We start from the raw sequence: 15,834 nt of genomic DNA, 5'->3' as shown, positions 1-15,834 counted from the left end.
TATGCCATATCACGAGGCACGATTCGTCGCGTCGATACGCCTGTCGGTCTTCGACGGTCGTCTGCTCGGGGAGCAGCTCGCTGGCACGAAAGCGATCGTTTCCGGTTTCGAAAAGCAACTCCCTCAGGGTGACACGCGCTGGCTCGCTTACATGCTGGCGACGGCTTTCCACGAAACGGCGGCGACCATGCAGCCGGTGCGCGAGACCATGGCGGCGAGCGATGCCGAAGCGATTGCGCGGCTCGACCGGGCTTTTGCGGCCGGACGGTTGCCCATGGTACGCAAACCCTATTGGCGCCCGGATGCCGAAGGAAAAAGCTGGCTCGGCCGGGGTTTCGTGCAACTCACCCATCGCCGCAACTATGAGACCATGTCGGCGATAACAGGCGTCGACCTTCTCGACCGGCCGGAACGCGCCATGGCGCTTGACGTGGCGACGGCGATCCTGATCCTGGGCATGGTGCGTGGCAGCTTCACCGGCCGCCGGCTTTCGCATTTCCTGAGCGGGGCCAGCGAAGATTGGGAAGGTGCGCGGGCAATCATCAATGGCAGCGACAGGGCGCGGCTGGTCGCGGGCTATGGCCGTGCATTTCATGCGGCCCTTGTCGCGGCGCGGATTGAACCCGCGCCAGCCAGATGATAACCCCTACCACCGCCAACCGGCCATCGTTGAACTTTGCATGACAGGTGACACCGTGATCCGCCATATCGTCTTCTTCACCGTTCCCGAGGAAAACCGCGATGCCGTGCGCAAGGGCCTCTCCGGCCTCACCGCCATCCCGCATGCGCTGAAGCTGGAAATCGGCGAGAACGTCAAGAAGGACCAATGGGGCAACTCGGTCGATTTCATCGTCTATGGCGAGTTCGAAAACGAGGCGGCGCTTGCGGCGTACAAGGCCGATCCCGCTTACGATCTTTCGACCCGCACGGTAAAGCCGCTGCGCGACACCCGCATTGCCGCCGATTTCGACAGCGACAGGGCGGTGAAAGCGCCGATCCGGTAGGCCGTTACCGCCGCGACGACCGCAAGGCCTGGCGAACGGACTGCGGACAACACCCGAACCCCTTTATTCCGTCATGCCGGACCCGATCCGGCATCCAGCCTGCCCGAGTCTTTGGGCTGAAAGAGGTTCTTCGCCGTGCAGACTCACGTCGGCTCTATTCCGGCTCGAGGCCGGAATGACGGGATCTATGTGTCTTGCGCTGCCGGTCGCTATCTCAATTTGAACCGGACAGTCGTGGATCTGGTCCCGGGTGACGACATAGGCGCACCGTAAGCCATCAACACAAGGACAACCCAATGCGATTTCCCTTCTCCCTGCCGTGGCTGCGCCCGGCGGACGGCAGAGCCGTGCCTGAAAACCGGAAAATGGCTGATGGCTTCATGGCGGTGGCAGTGCAGGGCGGACAGGCTTTCTGGTCCGGCCGGTCTTATGCCGCGCTGTCCCGCGAAGGCTTTATGAAGAACCCGGTCGCCCACCGCGCGGCGCGCATGGTTGCGGAAGCGTCTGCCGCCGTCAGCTGGCTGCTCTATGATGGCGACGACGAACTGGCCGACCATCCACTGCTGGCATTGCTTGCAAAGCCGAGCGGCCATATGAGCGGCCCTGATTTTTTCGAGGCGCTTTACGGTCATCTGCTGCTTGCCGGGAACGCCTATGTCGAACCGCTCGTTATCGGCGGGCGGTTGCGCGAACTGCATCTGCTGCGGCCCGACCGGGTCAGCATCGTCGAGGGGGCGGATGGCTGGCCGGTCGCTTACGAGTACAGGGCCGAGGGACGCACGACCCGGCGTATCGCGGCCGAGCGCGATGGGCTGGGGCTGCTGCATCTCAAGCTGTTTCACCCGCTGGATGACCGGACCGGGTTTGCGCCGCTTGCATCCGCGGGCGCCGCACTCGATCTGCACAATGCCGCAAGCCAGTGGAACAAGCGCCTGCTCGACAACTCCGCCCGGCCCTCGGGTGCGCTGGTCTACCAGCCGAAGGAAGGCGGCAATCTTTCGATGGAGCAATATGACCGGCTGAAGCGGGAGCTGGAGGAGGGTTATCAGGGCGCGATGAATGCCGGCCGGCCGTTGCTTCTGGAAGGCGGGCTGGATTGGAAGGCCATGGGCCTTTCGCCGCGCGACATGGATTTTCTAGAGGCGCGCAACGGTGCTGCGCGCGATATCGCGCTCTCGCTCGGCGTGCCGCCCATGCTGATCGGCATCCCCGGCGACAACACCTACGCCAACTATCAGGAGGCAAACCGCGCCTTTTACCGCTTGACCGTGTTGCCGCTGGTGAACCGTACGGCGGCAAGGCTATGCGGCTGGCTCGCTCCGGTCTTCGGGGCGGGGCTGCGGCTCGAACCGGATCTCGACAAAATTGCCGGACTGGCGGGCGAGCGGGACGCGCTCTGGTCCCGCATCGGAGCCGCATCTTTCCTCAGTGACGAGGAAAAACGCGAAGCGGTCGGCTACTGAAGAGGCAGGGCGCGCTCGCGGAGCGCGTGGCGTCCGCCTTAAAGCGATCTCTGAAGTCGCGGACTCTCTTTATGAGGTTCTCCGCCCAAGCGATTCCGAAGATTCGAAAAATGTCCCGTCGCAGGCGCGCGAACGCCACCTGCGGGCGTCGCCATGCGTGCGCCCGATTTCAACATCCTAGAACGGAATGATTACCCATGTCTGAATTCGCCAACGAGGCCGGCATCTGGGCCGCCCGCATTACCGGCGCCGTCGCGGGTGCCGGCGTATCGCTTGTTTACCTGCTGCCGAAAAGCAGGCGGGAAGCCGCGAGCCGTTTCATTACCGGCGTTTCCTGCGGCATGATCTTCGGCGGGCCGATCGGCCTGTGGATCGTGCAGCAGCTCGACATTGCCGGTGCCCTTACGGGGCGGGAAATCATGGTGGCGGGCTCGGCGGCCGCCAGCATGGGCGCGTGGTGGGGACTTGGCGTCCTGGTGCGTATCGCCGAACGCTACAGCGCCCGTCCGCGCGTCTGACATCAGCGTCCACATCGCAGGAGTTTCCCATGCACGTCTATCGCGGGCCACGCCCCGCCACGCGCAAATTCGCCAGTCTGGAGCTGCGCGGCATCACCAGTGACGGCACCTTTTCCGGTTACGCCAGCGTCTTCGGGGAGGTCGATCTCGGTCAGGACATGATCGAGCGCGGCGCTTTCCGCCGATCCATCGAGGAGCGGGGTGCTGGCGGTATCCGCATGCTTTACCAGCATGATCCGGCCGAGCCCATCGGCGCCTGGCGTACCATCCGCGAGGATGAGCGCGGACTTTATGTCGAGGGCATGCTGGCGCCCGGTGTTGCCCGTGCCCGCGAGGTGCATTCGCTGATGAAGGCCGGCGCGCTGGACGGGCTGTCGATCGGCTTCCGCACAGTCCGTTCCAGTAAAGAGGCGCGCGCTGGCAAGGCGACCAAAGCCGGTGTCCGGCGCATTCTGGAAGCCGATCTCTGGGAAATCTCGGTCGTTACCTTTCCGATGCTGCCGTCTGCGCGCGTCTCCGACGTCAAGCACGCCCGCTTCTTCCGCGACCGTGAGACCGAACTGGTGCGCACCATGCGTCGCGCCGCCCGCTCACTGTTCGACACAAGCTTCAAACGCTGAACCTTCAGGCACCAACCAACAAGGAAACGACATGACAGACCAGACGACGAAACCGGCTCCGATGACCGTCGCGCCGCAGGTGAAGGCCGTGCCCGATACGGTGACCGCGGCATTCGACGACTTCATGGAGGCCTTCGAGGCGTTCCGGGAAACCAATGACCAGCGGCTTGCCGATATCGAGCGCAAGATGGGCGCCGATGTCGTCACCCGTGATAAGCTCGACCGCATCGACAAGGCGCTCGACGATAACCGCAGGATCATGGACGATCTGGCGCTCAAGAAGGCACGCCCCGCGCTTGGACGCAAGGACGTCTTGTCTCACGATGCCGAAGAGCATAAGGCCGCCTTCGAAGCCTATATCAGGCGCGGGGAAGACGGGGGACTGCGCGATCTCGAGGCCAAGGCCTTTTCCGGTTCGGCGGGAGCTGATGGCGGTTTCCTGTTGCCGACTGAAACGGATGGCGAGATCGGCCGGCGCATGACGGCGATTTCGCCGATCCGGGCGCTGGCAACCGTCCGGCAGGTTTCCACCGCCGTTCTGAAAAAACCTTTCTCCGCCAGCGGCCTGGCCAGCGGTTGGGTCGCGGAAACGGCGGCTCGCCCCGAAACGACGACGCCGAAGCTGTCAGAGCTGACCTTTCCGACCATGGAGCTTTACGCCATGCCCGCCGCCACCCAGGCCCTGCTGGACGATGCTGCGGTTGATATCGAGACGTGGATCGCCTCGGAAGTCGATATAGCCTTCGCCGAGCAGGAGGCCTCCGCCTTCATCGCCGGCGATGGCGTCAACAAGCCGAAGGGTTTTCTCTCCTACACGGCCGTTGTCAATGACAGCTGGAGCTGGGGCAATATCGGCTATGTCGCGACCGGCGTTTCCGCCGGCTTTGCGTCGGGAGGACCGATGGATGTGCTCCTCGACGCGGTTTACGGGCTGAAGGCGGGGCACCGCCAGAACGGAAACTTCCTGATGAACCGCAAAACCCAGTCCGCACTGCGCCGCTTCAAGGACACGACAGGCGCGTATCTCTGGCATCCGCCAGCCGCAGCCGGCCAGCCCGCCTCGCTGATGGGCTTTCCGGTCACCGAAGCGGAAGACATGCCGAACGTGGCGGCCAACAGCTTTGCCATCGCCTTCGGTGATTTCCGCGCAGGTTATCTCGTGGTCGACCGCACCGGCGTCCGCATCCTGCGCGATCCCTATTCGGCCAAGCCCTACGTGCTGTTTTACACCACCAAGCGCGTGGGCGGCGGCGTTCAGAATTTCGAGGCGATCAAGCTGGTGAAATTCGGCGTGAACTGAGCCTCGACGGTGCCGCTCGTTTCTTCTCCCCGTGAGGAGAAAATGGCCCGAAGGGCCGGATGAGGGGACAAGCTCTCGGTCTATCACTGCCCTTGCCCTCTCAGCCCGCTGCCGCGACCTTCTCCCCCTCGGGGAGAAGGCGAAAGACGCACCCGCTTGCCCTCTTCATCGGAGACGCCATGACCTATGCCCTCATTCATCCGCCGCAGGCGGAGCCGCTGACGCTTGCCGAAGTAAAGGCGCATCTGCGCCTCGACAGCGGCGAAGAAGATCTGCTGCTTGCCGCGCTGATCCGCACCGCGCGCGAGCATCTGGAGCGGACCACCGGCCTTTGCCTCCTCGCCCAGACATGGCGGCTTTATCTCGATGGCTGGCCGCAAACGGGTGTGATTCTGCTTGGCAAGACACCGGTGCAAACCATCGAAAAGATTCTGGTTTTTGATGGCGCGGGCCAGGCAGAGAACCTGCGTGGCGTCGAGAGATTGCTCGACGGCGCGGCACGTCCGGCACGGCTTTGGCTGCGCGATCCGCCGTCCCCCGGGCGGGTGATGAACGGCATCGAGATCGATTTCATCGCCGGTTACGGCGAGGCGGGGACGGATGTGCCTGACACGCTGAAGCGCGCCATGCTCTCGCATGTTGCACAGATGTTTGCCTTCCGCGGCGCTGTCACGCCGGAAAATCAGCCTGCGGCGGTTCCTGCCGGTTACGAGCGGCTGGTGGCCCCCTTCTGCCGCCTGGGACTTTGAGCCATGAACCTCGTTTTTCTCGACCCCGGCAAGCTGACGGCACGGCTGGAACTGGACGTGCGGACCGAAACGCCGGACGGGCAGGGTGGTGCTGCGGAAAGCTGGAATTTCCTCCTGTCGCTCTGGGCCGCAATCGAACCGGTGTCGGAGACATCGCATGAGCGGGCGTCGGCCGAAGGCGTGACGATCACCCACCGCGTGTGGCTGGTGTATCGTGAAGACATTGCGGCCGGCATGCGTTTTCGCAAGGGCCGTCGCATTCTCGCCATCCGCGCTGTGATGGACCCGGACGAAACGCGCCGCTTCATCGTCTGCCGCTGCGAAGAGGAAAACCGATGAGCGCCGCAAACCCGCTTCTGAGGGCCATCGTCAAGAAGCTCGCGGGCGATGTCGCGCTGACGACCCTCATCCCCGGGGGCATCGTCGACCGGCTTCTGCCGCGTGCAAATCTGCCTTGCATTGTCTTCGACGAACTCGACACCCGCGATTATTCGACCGCGACGGAGAAAGCCGAGGAGCATTTCCTGACGCTGCACATCTGGGGCGATGCCAACGGCCGCAGGGCGTCGGGTGAGATCGCTTCCAGGCTGAAAACCTTGCTGGATGACGCCGCGCTGCCGCTCGTCGGCTTCTCGCTCGTCAATCTCCGGCTGCTGTCCAGCCGCTCGCGCCGGGAGCCGAAGTCACGGAACTTCGTCCTCGAAATGCGCTTCAGGGCGGTAACGGAATGAGCCGCTTTCAAGCCTTTTGTGCCGCCACGGTTTTCCACAGCAGGATCAGCAGCAGCAGGGAACAGATGATCAGGATGGAAGCGATGCCGAGCATTACGGCCACACCGCCGCGGTCCAGCGCCATGGTGAAGATGACAGGCGCAAAGGCGATGGCGAGATTTTGCGGGAGCGAGATCCGCGCAGCCTGAAGTCCGTATTGCTGCGGAGAGAACACCGCAAGCGGCAGTACGGCGCGGCTGACCGTGAGCACACCCGCGCCGAAACCGAACAGGCAGATGAAGCCGGCAAAGGCGGGTATGGCCGGCGAAAAGACGAGCAGGACCAGGAAGGATATCAGGAGAAGACAGAGCCCGATGAGGCAGGTGATGAAGGGATTACCCCTTTTTCCCAGCAGAAAATCGAGCCCGCGCGCAGTAATCGCAAGCACGCTGCGCACCGAGGCCAGCTGGATCGCCAGCGCTTGCGATGCGCCTGAATGCACCAGAAGCAAAGGCAGAAGCGGCGAGAAGCCGAAGGCGGTGAAGGAGCTGAGCGTGATCATCGCCGCCAGAAGCAGGAAGGCGCGCCGCGTATCGACAGGCGAGGCCGGGATTTCGCCAGGATGGAGGCTCTGGCCTGGAGCCGCGCCCTGTCTTTGCGGAAGAACGAAGATGTAAAGCGGCAGCAGCAGGAACAGCTGAAGACAGCCGTAAAAAATCAGCGTGCCCCGCCAGCCGAGATGCTGGTCCGCGAATGCTGTAACGGGCAGGAACACGGCCGCCGAAAGGCCGGTAAAGACCATCAGCAGCGTCAGGGATCGGCTGCTCTCTGCGCCGACGCGCTCGACCACGGCAGTGTGTGCCGCCGTCGTCAGCCCGCAGGTGCCAGCAAGGCCCATCACCGCCCAGCCCAGCAGATAGCTGGTGACGCCGCCTGCAAAAGCAAGCAGTGCAAAGCCGCAGGCAAAAAGAAGCGTGCCGCTGATCAGCACGGGCGCGGCGCCATGGCGCACGAGCATTCGCCCGAGCAGCGGCCCGCAAAGCGCGCTGATGGTCATCATGACTGTCAGTCCGGCAAAGACGACTTCGTTGGGAATGGCGAGTTCGCGTCCTATTCGCGGGCCGAGAATGGCCAGCATGTCGAAGCCGGAACCCCAGCTGACGACCTGCCCGAGCGCCAGCACGCCGATAAGGCGTGTGCGGAACGTCATGGAGGCAAGATCGGACATGGCAGGACCGCACAATGCAAGGGCAAGGAACATTCTTGGTGGCAGGCCCGCAACACCCTGCAACCGCAATCGAAACGGAAGGAAAAAGCATGGTGGCGCAGAAGGGCAAGGATTTTCTGCTGAAATTCAGCAATGCCGGAACATATGTCACTGTTGCCGGGCTGAGAACCCAGCGTCTGGCCTTTAACGCCCAGGCGGTGGACATAACCGATGGGGAAAGCGCCGGGCGCTGGCGCGAGTTGCTGGCGGGTGCCGGGGTGCAGAGAGCTGCGCTGACAGCGTCGGGCATCTTCAAGGATGCGGCGAGCGATGCGCTGGTTCGGGGCGCCTTTTTTACGGGCGCCATTCCCGGCTGGCAGATCCTCATTCCCGATTTCGGCACGATTACCGGGCCGTTCCAGATCGTCGCGCTCGAATATTCCGGGCGTCACGATGGCGAAGTGCAATTCGAGATCGCGCTGGAATCGGCGGGTCTTTTGACATTTGGAGCAGTGTGATGGCTGAGCGTTTGCGTTACGGGCGGGCAAACCGCCACCGCGGCGAGATCGAAGCGCTGATCGACGGCGAAAGGCGCATTTTATGCCTGACGCTCGGGGCGCTTGCCGAGCTTGAAACCGCCTTTGAGGCCGACGACCTGACCGCGCTCGCGCAGCGTTTCGCAAGCGGGCGCATGAAGGCGGCGGATATGATCAGGGTGATCGGCGCAGGCCTTCGTGGTGCAGGCAATGTCTTCTCGGATGAGGACGTCGCCGCCGCCACCGTGGAAGGCGGCGTTTCCGGCCATGCCGCGATCGTCGCCGATCTCCTGACAGCCACATTCGCATACCCGAAAGGTCACCCGTCACCGGACCCTTGATAGCCGCAGCAGGCGAGGCGACACCGCCGCCCTTCCCATGGCAGGCCGTGCTTCATACGGGCTTCCACCTGCTGCGGCTTTCCTCCGAAACCTTTTGGCGCATGACGCCGAGGGAGTTCTTCGCGATGACCGGGGGAAACATGACCCAACGCTGCCCGGACCGCCCGACAATGGAGGCATTGATGCGGCAGTTTCCGGATGGGTGACGGCCCCAGGGCATCTTTCCGGCCGGGTTTTGAAGAACTGAAATAACGGATTTTTGAAAGATGTTTCAGCACCCTGGATTCGTCAGTTGAATCAGAAAGGCAAGCGTCATGACAGGAGAAAGATCGATTGCCGAGAACCGCGACGAGGCCGAGGCTTTGGCTGAGGTCATGGGCGATCTCGAACGGCGGTCCGAGCGGTTCGGGGCGGCCCTGACGACGGCCCTTCAGGCGGCAACGACGGGCGGCAAGGGGCTGGATGATGTGCTGCGCGGCCTTGGCCAGAGGCTTTCCGGAATGGCGCTTTCAGCCGGGCTGAAGCCACTGGAAAGCATGATCGGCAACGCCGTGAGCGGACTGCTGAACGGCGGCGGTTCGTTGTTTGCCTTTGCCGGCGGGGGCGCGCCGGGGCGCAGTATCACGCCCTTTGCCGAGGGTGGCGTGGTCTCCAGTCCAGCGTTCTTTCCGATGGGCGGCGGGCTTGGCCTGATGGGCGAGGCGGGGGCGGAAGCAATCCTGCCGCTGAAGCGTGGCTCCGATGGCGCGCTTGGTGTCGCCGCACCCGCAGGCGGTGGCGGCGCGCAGATCGTCTTCAACGTTACCGCGACGGATGCGGCGAGCTTCCGCAAAAGCGAAGGCCAGATCGCCGCGATGCTGGCGCGCAGCGTCGGACGGGGCCAGCGCGGCCTGTGAGCCGAGCTTCAGCCCATGCCTTCGGCAGCGCCTGATTCCGCAGACGATCAAAAAGAATCCAGGATCAATCACATGGCGGCATTTCATGAAGTGCGGTTTCCGCTGCGGCTTGCGCTCGGTGTGAGCGGTGGGCCGGTGCGGCGGACGGATATCGTCAACCTCTCGAACGGCAGGGAGAACCGTAACCAGCGCTGGAGAAACGCACGGCGCTCCTATGACGCGGGCTCGGGCATTCGCTCCGTCGCCGATCTCTACGACGTCATCGCCTTCTTCGAGGCACGGCGTGGCGAGCTTTACGGTTTTCGCTTCCGCGATCCCGTCGATTTCAAATCCTGCCCGCCCGGCCAGAAACCTGCTGCAACCGACCAGATAATCGGGACAGGCGATGGGGCGACGGCCGGATTTCAGCTGCTGAAGACCTATGCCGATGCGGGCGGTTCCTTCACCCGCAGGATTGAAAAACCGGCAGAAGGTTCCGTGACCGTTTCTGTCGATGGGGTAAAGGCGGGCTCTGACGATGCCGATGTCGACTACACGACGGGTATCGTAACATTTCGGGCGGGGCGGTTGCCGCGCCCCGGCGCAATCATTCGCGCCGGTTTCGAATTCGACGTTCCAGTCCGTTTCGCGATCGATCGCATCGAGGTGAACCTCACCGCTTTCGAGGCAGGTCGCATCCCCTCGATCCCCCTCTTGGAAATCTTGCCATGAAAACCATTCCCGCAGTCCTCGCCGGGCATCTCGGCGCCGATGCGACAACCATTTGCCATTGCTGGAAGGTGACATTGAGAGACGGCGCAGTGATCGGCTTCACCGACCATGATGAGCCGGTCTCCTTTGGCGGCACGGTCTACCTGGCTGCCAGTGGCTTTTCGGCGAGCGACAGCGACAGCGAAACCGGGCTTGGCGCAAGCGCCGGCGAAGTGGCGGGAGGCTTTTCGAGCGACGCCATTGCGCAGGACGATCTCGCCGCCGGCCGCTTCGATGGCGCGACGGTGGAGCTTTTCCTCGTCAACTGGCAGGCGCCGGACCAGCACGTGCTGCTTCATGCGCGCGAGATCGGCGAGGTGACGCGGGCGGGTGGGTCGTTTCGCGCGGAGCTTCGCAGCATCGCCCATCGCCTCGGCCAGCCGCAGGGCAGGGTCTATGGTCGCCGCTGCGATGCCGCGTTGGGAGACAGGCGTTGTCGCGTTGATCTCTCCCGTTTCACCGGCCACGGCAGCGTGGCGGCGGTGCAAACCTCGGGCGCGCTTCTGGCGTCCGGCCTCGACGCCTTTGCGGACGGTTTCTTTGCGCGGGGAAAGCTGCATTTCGCAAGCGGCAGGCTCGCCGGCAAAGCCTTCGATATCGAAGGTCATGAGCGACTCACCGGCGGTGCGCTCCTCTCTTTCTGGCTGCCGCCGGAAACGCTTCCTTTGCCCGGGGATACGTTTTCAATCATCGCAGGCTGCGACAAGAGTTTTGCCGCGTGCCGGGCGAAATTTGCCAATCAACTGAATTTTCGCGGTTTTCCGCACATGCCGGGTGCCGATTTCGCCTATTCCTATGCAAGCGGCGGCCAAATCCATGATGGTGGAGCGCTGATTCCATGAGCGACACAGCCGAGAAAGTGCTGGCGCTGGCCGAAAGCTGGATCGGTACGCCTTACAGGCATCAGGCGTCCCTGAAGGGTGTCGGCTGCGATTGCCTCGGCCTCATCCGCGGCCTCTGGCGCGAGCTCTATGGCGAAGAGCCCGAGTCGCCGCCGCCCTATGCGCCTGACTGGGCCGAACGCGGCGGCGAGGATCGGCTGATGGCGGCGGCGACGCGCCATTTTGGCGCGGTTTCCAGCCTGGACGAGGCAAGGCCCGGGGATGTGCTGCTGTTTCGCTGGCGGGCGGATGCCGCGGCCAAACATCTGGGCATTCTCGCCGACCCGGATCATTTCATCCACACCTACGAACAGGCGGCGGTGGTGCGCTCGGCGCTGGTGCCGGGCTGGCGACGGCGCATCGCCGGAGTTTTCCGTTTTCCCGATTCCTGATTTCGTGAGGCAGGCATGGCGACGATCGTTTTTCAGGCAGCTGGTGCTGCCCTCGGCGGCGTTTTTGGTCCGCTCGGTGCGGTGATTGGCCGTGCGGCCGGGGCGCTCGCCGGCAATGCGGTCGATCGCGCCCTTCTCTCGAACGGCAGGACGGTGACAGGCCCGCGCCTTTCGACGGCGCGCCTTCCCGGTGCGGATGAGGGTGCTGCAGTCAACCGGCTCTACGGCACGGCGCGGATCGGCGGCACGCTGATCTGGGCCACGCGTTTCGAGGAGCAGACGGAGGTTCAAAGGCGCGGCGGCAAGGCGGGCCGCGGCCCGAAAACGGAAACATTCCGCTACTTCGCCAATGTCGCCATCGGTCTTTGCGAAGGCGAAGCGGCAATGGTGCGGCGCGTATGGGCCGATGGTCGGGAACTCGATCTCAGCGCTGTCGAGATGCGTTTCTACCCCGGCAGCGAGACGCAATTGCCCGATCCGCTCATCGAGGCGAAGCAGGGCGCGGGCAACACGCCCGCTTTTCGCGGGCTGGCTTATGTGGTGTTTGAGCGCCTGCCGCTCGACGCCTACGGCAATCGCATTCCGCTGATGCAGTTCGAGGTGGTGCGGCCGGTCGGCAAGCTCGAAAAATCCGTCCGCGCCATCACGGTCATTCCCGGTGCAACGGAGCACGGCTACGCCACGGCGCAGGTCAGCGAGCGCACGGGCGTCGGCCAAAGCCGCATCATGAACCGCAATGGTTTGACCGCAGCGACCGACTGGCAGGCGGCGATCGATGAATTGCAGGCGCTCTGCCCCAATCTCGAAAGCGTGGCGCTGGTAGTCAGCTGGTTTGGCACGGATATGCGCGCGGGCGATTGCCGCATTCTGCCCGGCGTGGAGGTGGCCGCACGCGACGGGGAAACGAACCCATGGTCCGTCGCCGGCGTTTCGCGCGGGGAGGCGCACGTCATCAGCCGCCACGCCGGTGGTCCTGCCTATGGCGGCACCCCGAATGACCAAAGCGTGCTGCAGGCGATCGCCGATCTCAAGGCCCGTGGGCTGCGCGTGTGCCTTTACCCCTTCGTGATGATGGATGTGCCCGCGGGCAACGGATTGCCCGATCCCTACGGCAGGCCTGAACAGGATCCCTACGCCTGGCGCGGGCGCATCACCTGCTTTCCCGCACCGGGACGGCCCGGCTCGCCGGATGGCAGCGCAGCGGCCCGGGCGACGATTACCGCCTTCTGCAATCGCAGCGACGGATATCGCCGCATGATCCTGCATTATGCGGCGCTTGTCGCCCGCGCGGGCGGGGTGGACGCCTTCCTCATCGGCTCGGAGTTGCGCGGACTGACATCGCTTCGGGATGAAAACAACGCCTTTCCCTTCGTCGAGGAACTGGTGCGGCTCGCCGCTGATGCAAGGGCCGTGATGGGCCCAAAGGTGAAGCTCACCTACGCGGCGGACTGGAGCGAATATTTCGGCCACCAGCCGGCGGATGGCTCGGGCGACGTCTTTTTTCATCTCGATGCACTCTGGGCGAGCCCGGATATCGACGCCATCGGCATCGACAATTACATGCCGCTCTCCGACTGGCGTGATGAGGATGCTGCAAGCGGCAATCCCGATGGCATGACCGGCCCGGACGACGCCGCCGCATTCCGGCGCGCCATCACGGCCGGCGAGGGTTATGACTGGTATTATGCCAGCGACGCCGATCGTGCTGCCCGCAGGCGGACGCCGATTTCCGACGGGCTTAAGGGCAAGGCATGGGTATATCGATATAAGGACATCGGCACTTGGTGGCGCAGCCGCCATTTCGAACGGGTGAAGGGTATCGAAAAGCCGACGCCCACGGCATGGGTCCCGGGCTCGAAGCCCATTTGGTTTACCGAGCTCGGTTGCCCGGCAGTGGACAAGAGCGCGACGCGCCCCAATGTCTTTCCTGATCCCAAATCGGCGGAAAACGCTTTTCCCCATTTCTCCCGTAAAAACCGTGCCGACAGCCAGCAGCGGCGGTTTCTGGAAGCCCATCTCGATCACTGGCAAGTGGCCGGCGGGACCATGGTGGACCCCCGCCGCATCTATCTATGGACCTGGGATGCACGACCGTTTCCGGCCTTTCCGCAAAACGGCGCGGCCTGGAGCGATGGGGCAAACTGGCGCACCGGCCACTGGCTGAACGGAAGGTTGGGGACGGCGACGCTGGCCGATACCATCGCCGCGATCCTCACCGATCACGGCTTTTCTGCCTTCGACGTTTCCGCCGTCACCGGAGATCTCACCGGGTACGTGCAGGGCGACGTGACCTCCGCCCGCAACCTGCTTGAGCCTTTGATGGCAGCGTTTCAGGTGGATGCGGCGGAAGAGGGCGCCTTCCTCCGCTTTCGCTCGCGCAACACTGCAGTCATGCCCGTGCGGGAGATCGCCGTTCTCGCGGATGGAGAGGACGAACCGCTCTGGTCGGAAAACCGCGGTCACGACAGCGATTTTGCCGCCGAGGTGGTGCTGACCTCATTCAATCCCACGCTCAATTATGAACAGGCTAGTGTTCGGTCCCGCCGCATCGACAATGCCGGCAGCCGGGTGATGCGGCTCGATCTCGCTGCCGCCTTGCCTGCGGAAACCGCGCAGGCGGCGGCAGAAACCCTGCTGCGAGACAACAGACAGGCGCGCCGCAGCCTGCGTTTTGCCGTGCCGCCCACGGAGATCGGCCTTGAGCCGGGCGATTGCATCCGCCTGCCGGGCGGTGCATTTCCACAAGCGCCTGCCGGGCGCTTTCTCGTCAGCCGCATCGAGGACGGCGCGGTGAGGCAGGTGGAGGCGCGGGCGTTTTCTCCCGCCTTTTCGGTCTTCAGCGGCGGCCCGGAGGAGGAGCGGGGCGGCAATGCGTCGAGCGGCGCGCAAGGTTTCGCGCCGGAAGTGTTGTTCCTCGATCTACCCTATCATGACGGCAGTCTGCCGGAAGATTCAGCGAGGATCGCGGCATTCGCAAAGCCGTGGCGCCCCATCATCGTCTCGGCTTCGCCGGCGACTGAAGGCTATCGGCAGCGCGTCCTGCTTTCGCAACCGGCGACGATCGGCACCCTGTCACAGCCCTTGGCGAGCGGTCCCTCCGGCCGCTTCGACCGGCAGAACAGCATCATCGTGGATTTGTCCTCTGGTGAACTTGCCTCCGTGCCGGAGCTTTCGGTTCTGAACGGCGAGAACCGCCTTGCCATTCGTGCCGCCAATGGCATGTGGGAAATCGTCGCCTTCGCGCGCGCCGATGAAATCGCGCCATCGCGCTGGCGGCTCTCCTCGCTGCTGCGTGGGCTCGGTGGCACGGAAGACGCGATGGTCACCGGGGCTCCAAAAGGCGCGCCGGTGGTGGTTCTGGATGGGGCTGTGCAGCCGCTCGGCCTTGCTGCCGGCGAGCGCGGGAGACGTCTGAACTGGATCGCGGAGGCCGCAGGCATGGCGGGCGCGCCGAGTGGGCCCTTCGCCTTCGAGGGCGGCCTGCGGGCGCTGACGCCGCTTTCGCCGGTCCATCTTGTTGCTGAGAGGCGCCGGGAAGGCGTGCTTGTGCGGTGGAAACGGCGCGGGCGGGTGGAGGCCGATGGTTGGGATGCGAGCGAAATTCCACTGGACGAACCTTCGGAAACCTACCGCATCGAGGTGCTTGACGGAGCAACTGTCCGGCGGGTGGCGGAAGTTTCAGAACCGCTCTGGCTCTACGCCACCGCCGCCGAACTCACAGATTTCCCGGCATTGCGGGATCACATTTCCGTGCGTGTCCGCCAGCTTGGCCGCGCGGTGCCCTGGGGCATGGCGGCGCAGGCCGTCCTGCCGACCTGACATGTGCCTGAAAAACAACGAAAAGGACAAGATTATGGACAGTACCAAAGCATGGTATCAATCCCGCACCATCTGGGGCGCGCTGGTCGCGGTTTTCGCACCGCTCTTCGGCATCGCCGGACTGCATCTGCCAGCGGGGCTGGAAGGCGAGCTTGCCGACGGACTGGTGACGGTCGCGGGCGGAATTGGCGGGCTGATCGCCCTTTACGGCCGGCTTTCGGCAACCAGAACCATCCGCTGACGTTGTCATCCGAAACGCCGTCTCCACCACCTGCCTTGGCGGCGGGGGCGGCATTCATTTGCCATTCAGACGCTTTGCGCTACATATTCGCTCACAATAAGGTTCGAGACGCACCCGGTTTTTGGAAGTTTGTAGAATGGCATCACCTCTCATCATCGCGACGCTTGCAGCCGGGCTTTCCGGTTTCACGGCGCCCGAGGCTGATCTGCAGGGCCATTACATTCTCGCAGCCAGCGACTGTGGCGCAGCCGTTGCCCGCGTCGTGCGCGAAACCGGCGGTCAGCTTCTTTCTGTCTATCCTTCCGGCGATGGTCAGTCCTGTGTCGTCACCGTTCTTGTGCAGGGCAACGGAGAGCGCCCGCGCAAGGTGACGATGCGCGTGCCGATGTAGCTTGCCCGCATCGCCG

At 64.0% G+C, this 15,834-nt stretch carries 20 protein-coding genes; 19 read left to right on the top strand and 1 reads right to left on the bottom strand.

All coding sequences use genetic code 11. The features are described 5' to 3' along the window. The first annotated feature begins 1 nt into the window (after window position 1). The 9 genes from FS804_RS04975 (at window position 2) to FS804_RS04935 (ending at window position 6,385) form a co-directional block, all read left to right on the top strand. Complete coding sequence (locus tag FS804_RS04975; RefSeq protein ID WP_144575223.1) at window positions 2-640, top strand: hypothetical protein; 639 nt, start codon at window positions 2-4, stop codon at window positions 638-640. 55 nt (window positions 641-695) lie between these two features. Then, a complete protein-coding gene (locus FS804_RS04970; protein ID WP_063951108.1) occupies window positions 696-1,004 on the top strand; it encodes a Dabb family protein in 309 nt (102 codons plus the stop codon). Between the two features lie 296 nt (window positions 1,005-1,300). Then, window positions 1,301-2,467, top strand: coding sequence for a phage portal protein (locus tag FS804_RS04965; RefSeq protein WP_144575220.1), 1,167 nt, complete (start codon window positions 1,301-1,303; stop codon window positions 2,465-2,467). Window positions 2,468-2,664: 197 nt separating this feature from the next. Further along, window positions 2,665-2,985: a DUF6107 family protein gene (locus FS804_RS04960; protein ID WP_144575217.1), complete on the top strand. Its 321-nt coding sequence runs from the start codon at window positions 2,665-2,667 to the stop codon at window positions 2,983-2,985. A 29-nt stretch (window positions 2,986-3,014) separates the two neighbouring features. Then, on the top strand, window positions 3,015-3,605 hold the full coding sequence (locus FS804_RS04955; RefSeq protein ID WP_063950957.1) for an HK97 family phage prohead protease: 591 nt from the start codon (window positions 3,015-3,017) through the stop codon (window positions 3,603-3,605). 31 nt (window positions 3,606-3,636) lie between these two features. Beyond that, complete coding sequence (locus FS804_RS04950; RefSeq protein WP_144575214.1) at window positions 3,637-4,905, top strand: phage major capsid protein; 1,269 nt, start codon at window positions 3,637-3,639, stop codon at window positions 4,903-4,905. Between the two features lie 179 nt (window positions 4,906-5,084). Beyond that, on the top strand, window positions 5,085-5,654 hold the full coding sequence (locus FS804_RS04945) for a head-tail connector protein (protein ID WP_144575211.1): 570 nt from the start codon (window positions 5,085-5,087) through the stop codon (window positions 5,652-5,654). A gap of 3 nt (window positions 5,655-5,657) precedes the next feature. Next, window positions 5,658-5,993, top strand: a complete 336-nt coding sequence (locus tag FS804_RS04940; RefSeq protein ID WP_144575208.1) for a phage head closure protein — start codon at window positions 5,658-5,660, stop codon at window positions 5,991-5,993. Then, window positions 5,990-6,385, top strand: a complete 396-nt coding sequence (locus FS804_RS04935) for a DUF3168 domain-containing protein (protein WP_144575205.1) — start codon at window positions 5,990-5,992, stop codon at window positions 6,383-6,385. The genes FS804_RS04940 and FS804_RS04935 overlap by 4 nt, the downstream gene beginning before the upstream one ends. A 7-nt stretch (window positions 6,386-6,392) precedes the next feature. Here the strand turns inward: FS804_RS04935 and FS804_RS04930 are convergent, their stop codons facing one another. Beyond that, the gene (locus FS804_RS04930) at window positions 6,393-7,592 is read right to left on the bottom strand and encodes an MFS transporter (protein WP_186376660.1); all 1,200 of its coding nucleotides are present in this window, start codon (window positions 7,590-7,592) and stop codon (window positions 6,393-6,395) included. A gap of 89 nt (window positions 7,593-7,681) precedes the next feature. On the opposite strand from FS804_RS04930, the gene FS804_RS04925 reads away from it, so the two are divergent. From FS804_RS04925 to FS804_RS04880, 10 genes are all read left to right on the top strand, one after another. Next, window positions 7,682-8,089 carry a phage major tail protein, TP901-1 family gene (locus FS804_RS04925; protein WP_144575202.1) on the top strand — a complete coding sequence of 136 codons (408 nt, stop codon included), beginning with the start codon at window positions 7,682-7,684 and terminating at the stop codon, window positions 8,087-8,089. Beyond that, on the top strand, window positions 8,089-8,448 hold the full coding sequence (locus FS804_RS04920; RefSeq protein WP_063950962.1) for a gene transfer agent family protein: 360 nt from the start codon (window positions 8,089-8,091) through the stop codon (window positions 8,446-8,448). Before FS804_RS04925 ends, FS804_RS04920 begins: the two co-directional genes overlap by 1 nt. After that, window positions 8,445-8,654, top strand: coding sequence for a rcc01693 family protein (locus FS804_RS04915; protein WP_063950963.1), 210 nt, complete (start codon window positions 8,445-8,447; stop codon window positions 8,652-8,654). The genes FS804_RS04920 and FS804_RS04915 overlap by 4 nt, the downstream gene beginning before the upstream one ends. 108 nt (window positions 8,655-8,762) lie before the next feature. Beyond that, complete coding sequence (locus FS804_RS04910) at window positions 8,763-9,344, top strand: phage tail tape measure protein (RefSeq protein WP_144575199.1); 582 nt, start codon at window positions 8,763-8,765, stop codon at window positions 9,342-9,344. Window positions 9,345-9,416: 72 nt separating this feature from the next. Further along, window positions 9,417-10,055, top strand: coding sequence for a TIGR02217 family protein (locus FS804_RS04905; protein ID WP_144575196.1), 639 nt, complete (start codon window positions 9,417-9,419; stop codon window positions 10,053-10,055). Further along, the gene (locus tag FS804_RS04900) at window positions 10,052-10,936 is read left to right on the top strand and encodes a DUF2163 domain-containing protein (protein WP_144575193.1); all 885 of its coding nucleotides are present in this window, start codon (window positions 10,052-10,054) and stop codon (window positions 10,934-10,936) included. The genes FS804_RS04905 and FS804_RS04900 overlap by 4 nt, the downstream gene beginning before the upstream one ends. Beyond that, a complete protein-coding gene (locus tag FS804_RS04895; RefSeq protein ID WP_144575190.1) occupies window positions 10,933-11,367 on the top strand; it encodes an NlpC/P60 family protein in 435 nt (144 codons plus the stop codon). Before FS804_RS04900 ends, FS804_RS04895 begins: the two co-directional genes overlap by 4 nt. 15 nt (window positions 11,368-11,382) lie before the next feature. Further along, window positions 11,383-15,186: a glycoside hydrolase/phage tail family protein gene (locus FS804_RS04890; RefSeq protein ID WP_144575187.1), complete on the top strand. Its 3,804-nt coding sequence runs from the start codon at window positions 11,383-11,385 to the stop codon at window positions 15,184-15,186. Window positions 15,187-15,220: 34 nt separating this feature from the next. Next, the gene (locus FS804_RS04885; RefSeq protein ID WP_063951112.1) at window positions 15,221-15,427 is read left to right on the top strand and encodes a hypothetical protein; all 207 of its coding nucleotides are present in this window, start codon (window positions 15,221-15,223) and stop codon (window positions 15,425-15,427) included. Window positions 15,428-15,563: 136 nt separating this feature from the next. Next, entirely contained in the window at window positions 15,564-15,818 is a 255-nt protein-coding gene (locus tag FS804_RS04880) for a hypothetical protein (protein ID WP_003497070.1), read from the top strand. Window positions 15,819-15,834: the final 16 nt, after the last annotated feature.

Origin of the sequence: Agrobacterium sp. DE0009, from assembly GCF_007680755.1 — a bacterium.
Lineage (GTDB): Bacteria > Pseudomonadota > Alphaproteobacteria > Rhizobiales > Rhizobiaceae > Agrobacterium > Agrobacterium tumefaciens_B.
Note: the sequence above shows the minus strand (reverse complement) of the source record. Positions and strands in the feature narration are given on the sequence as shown.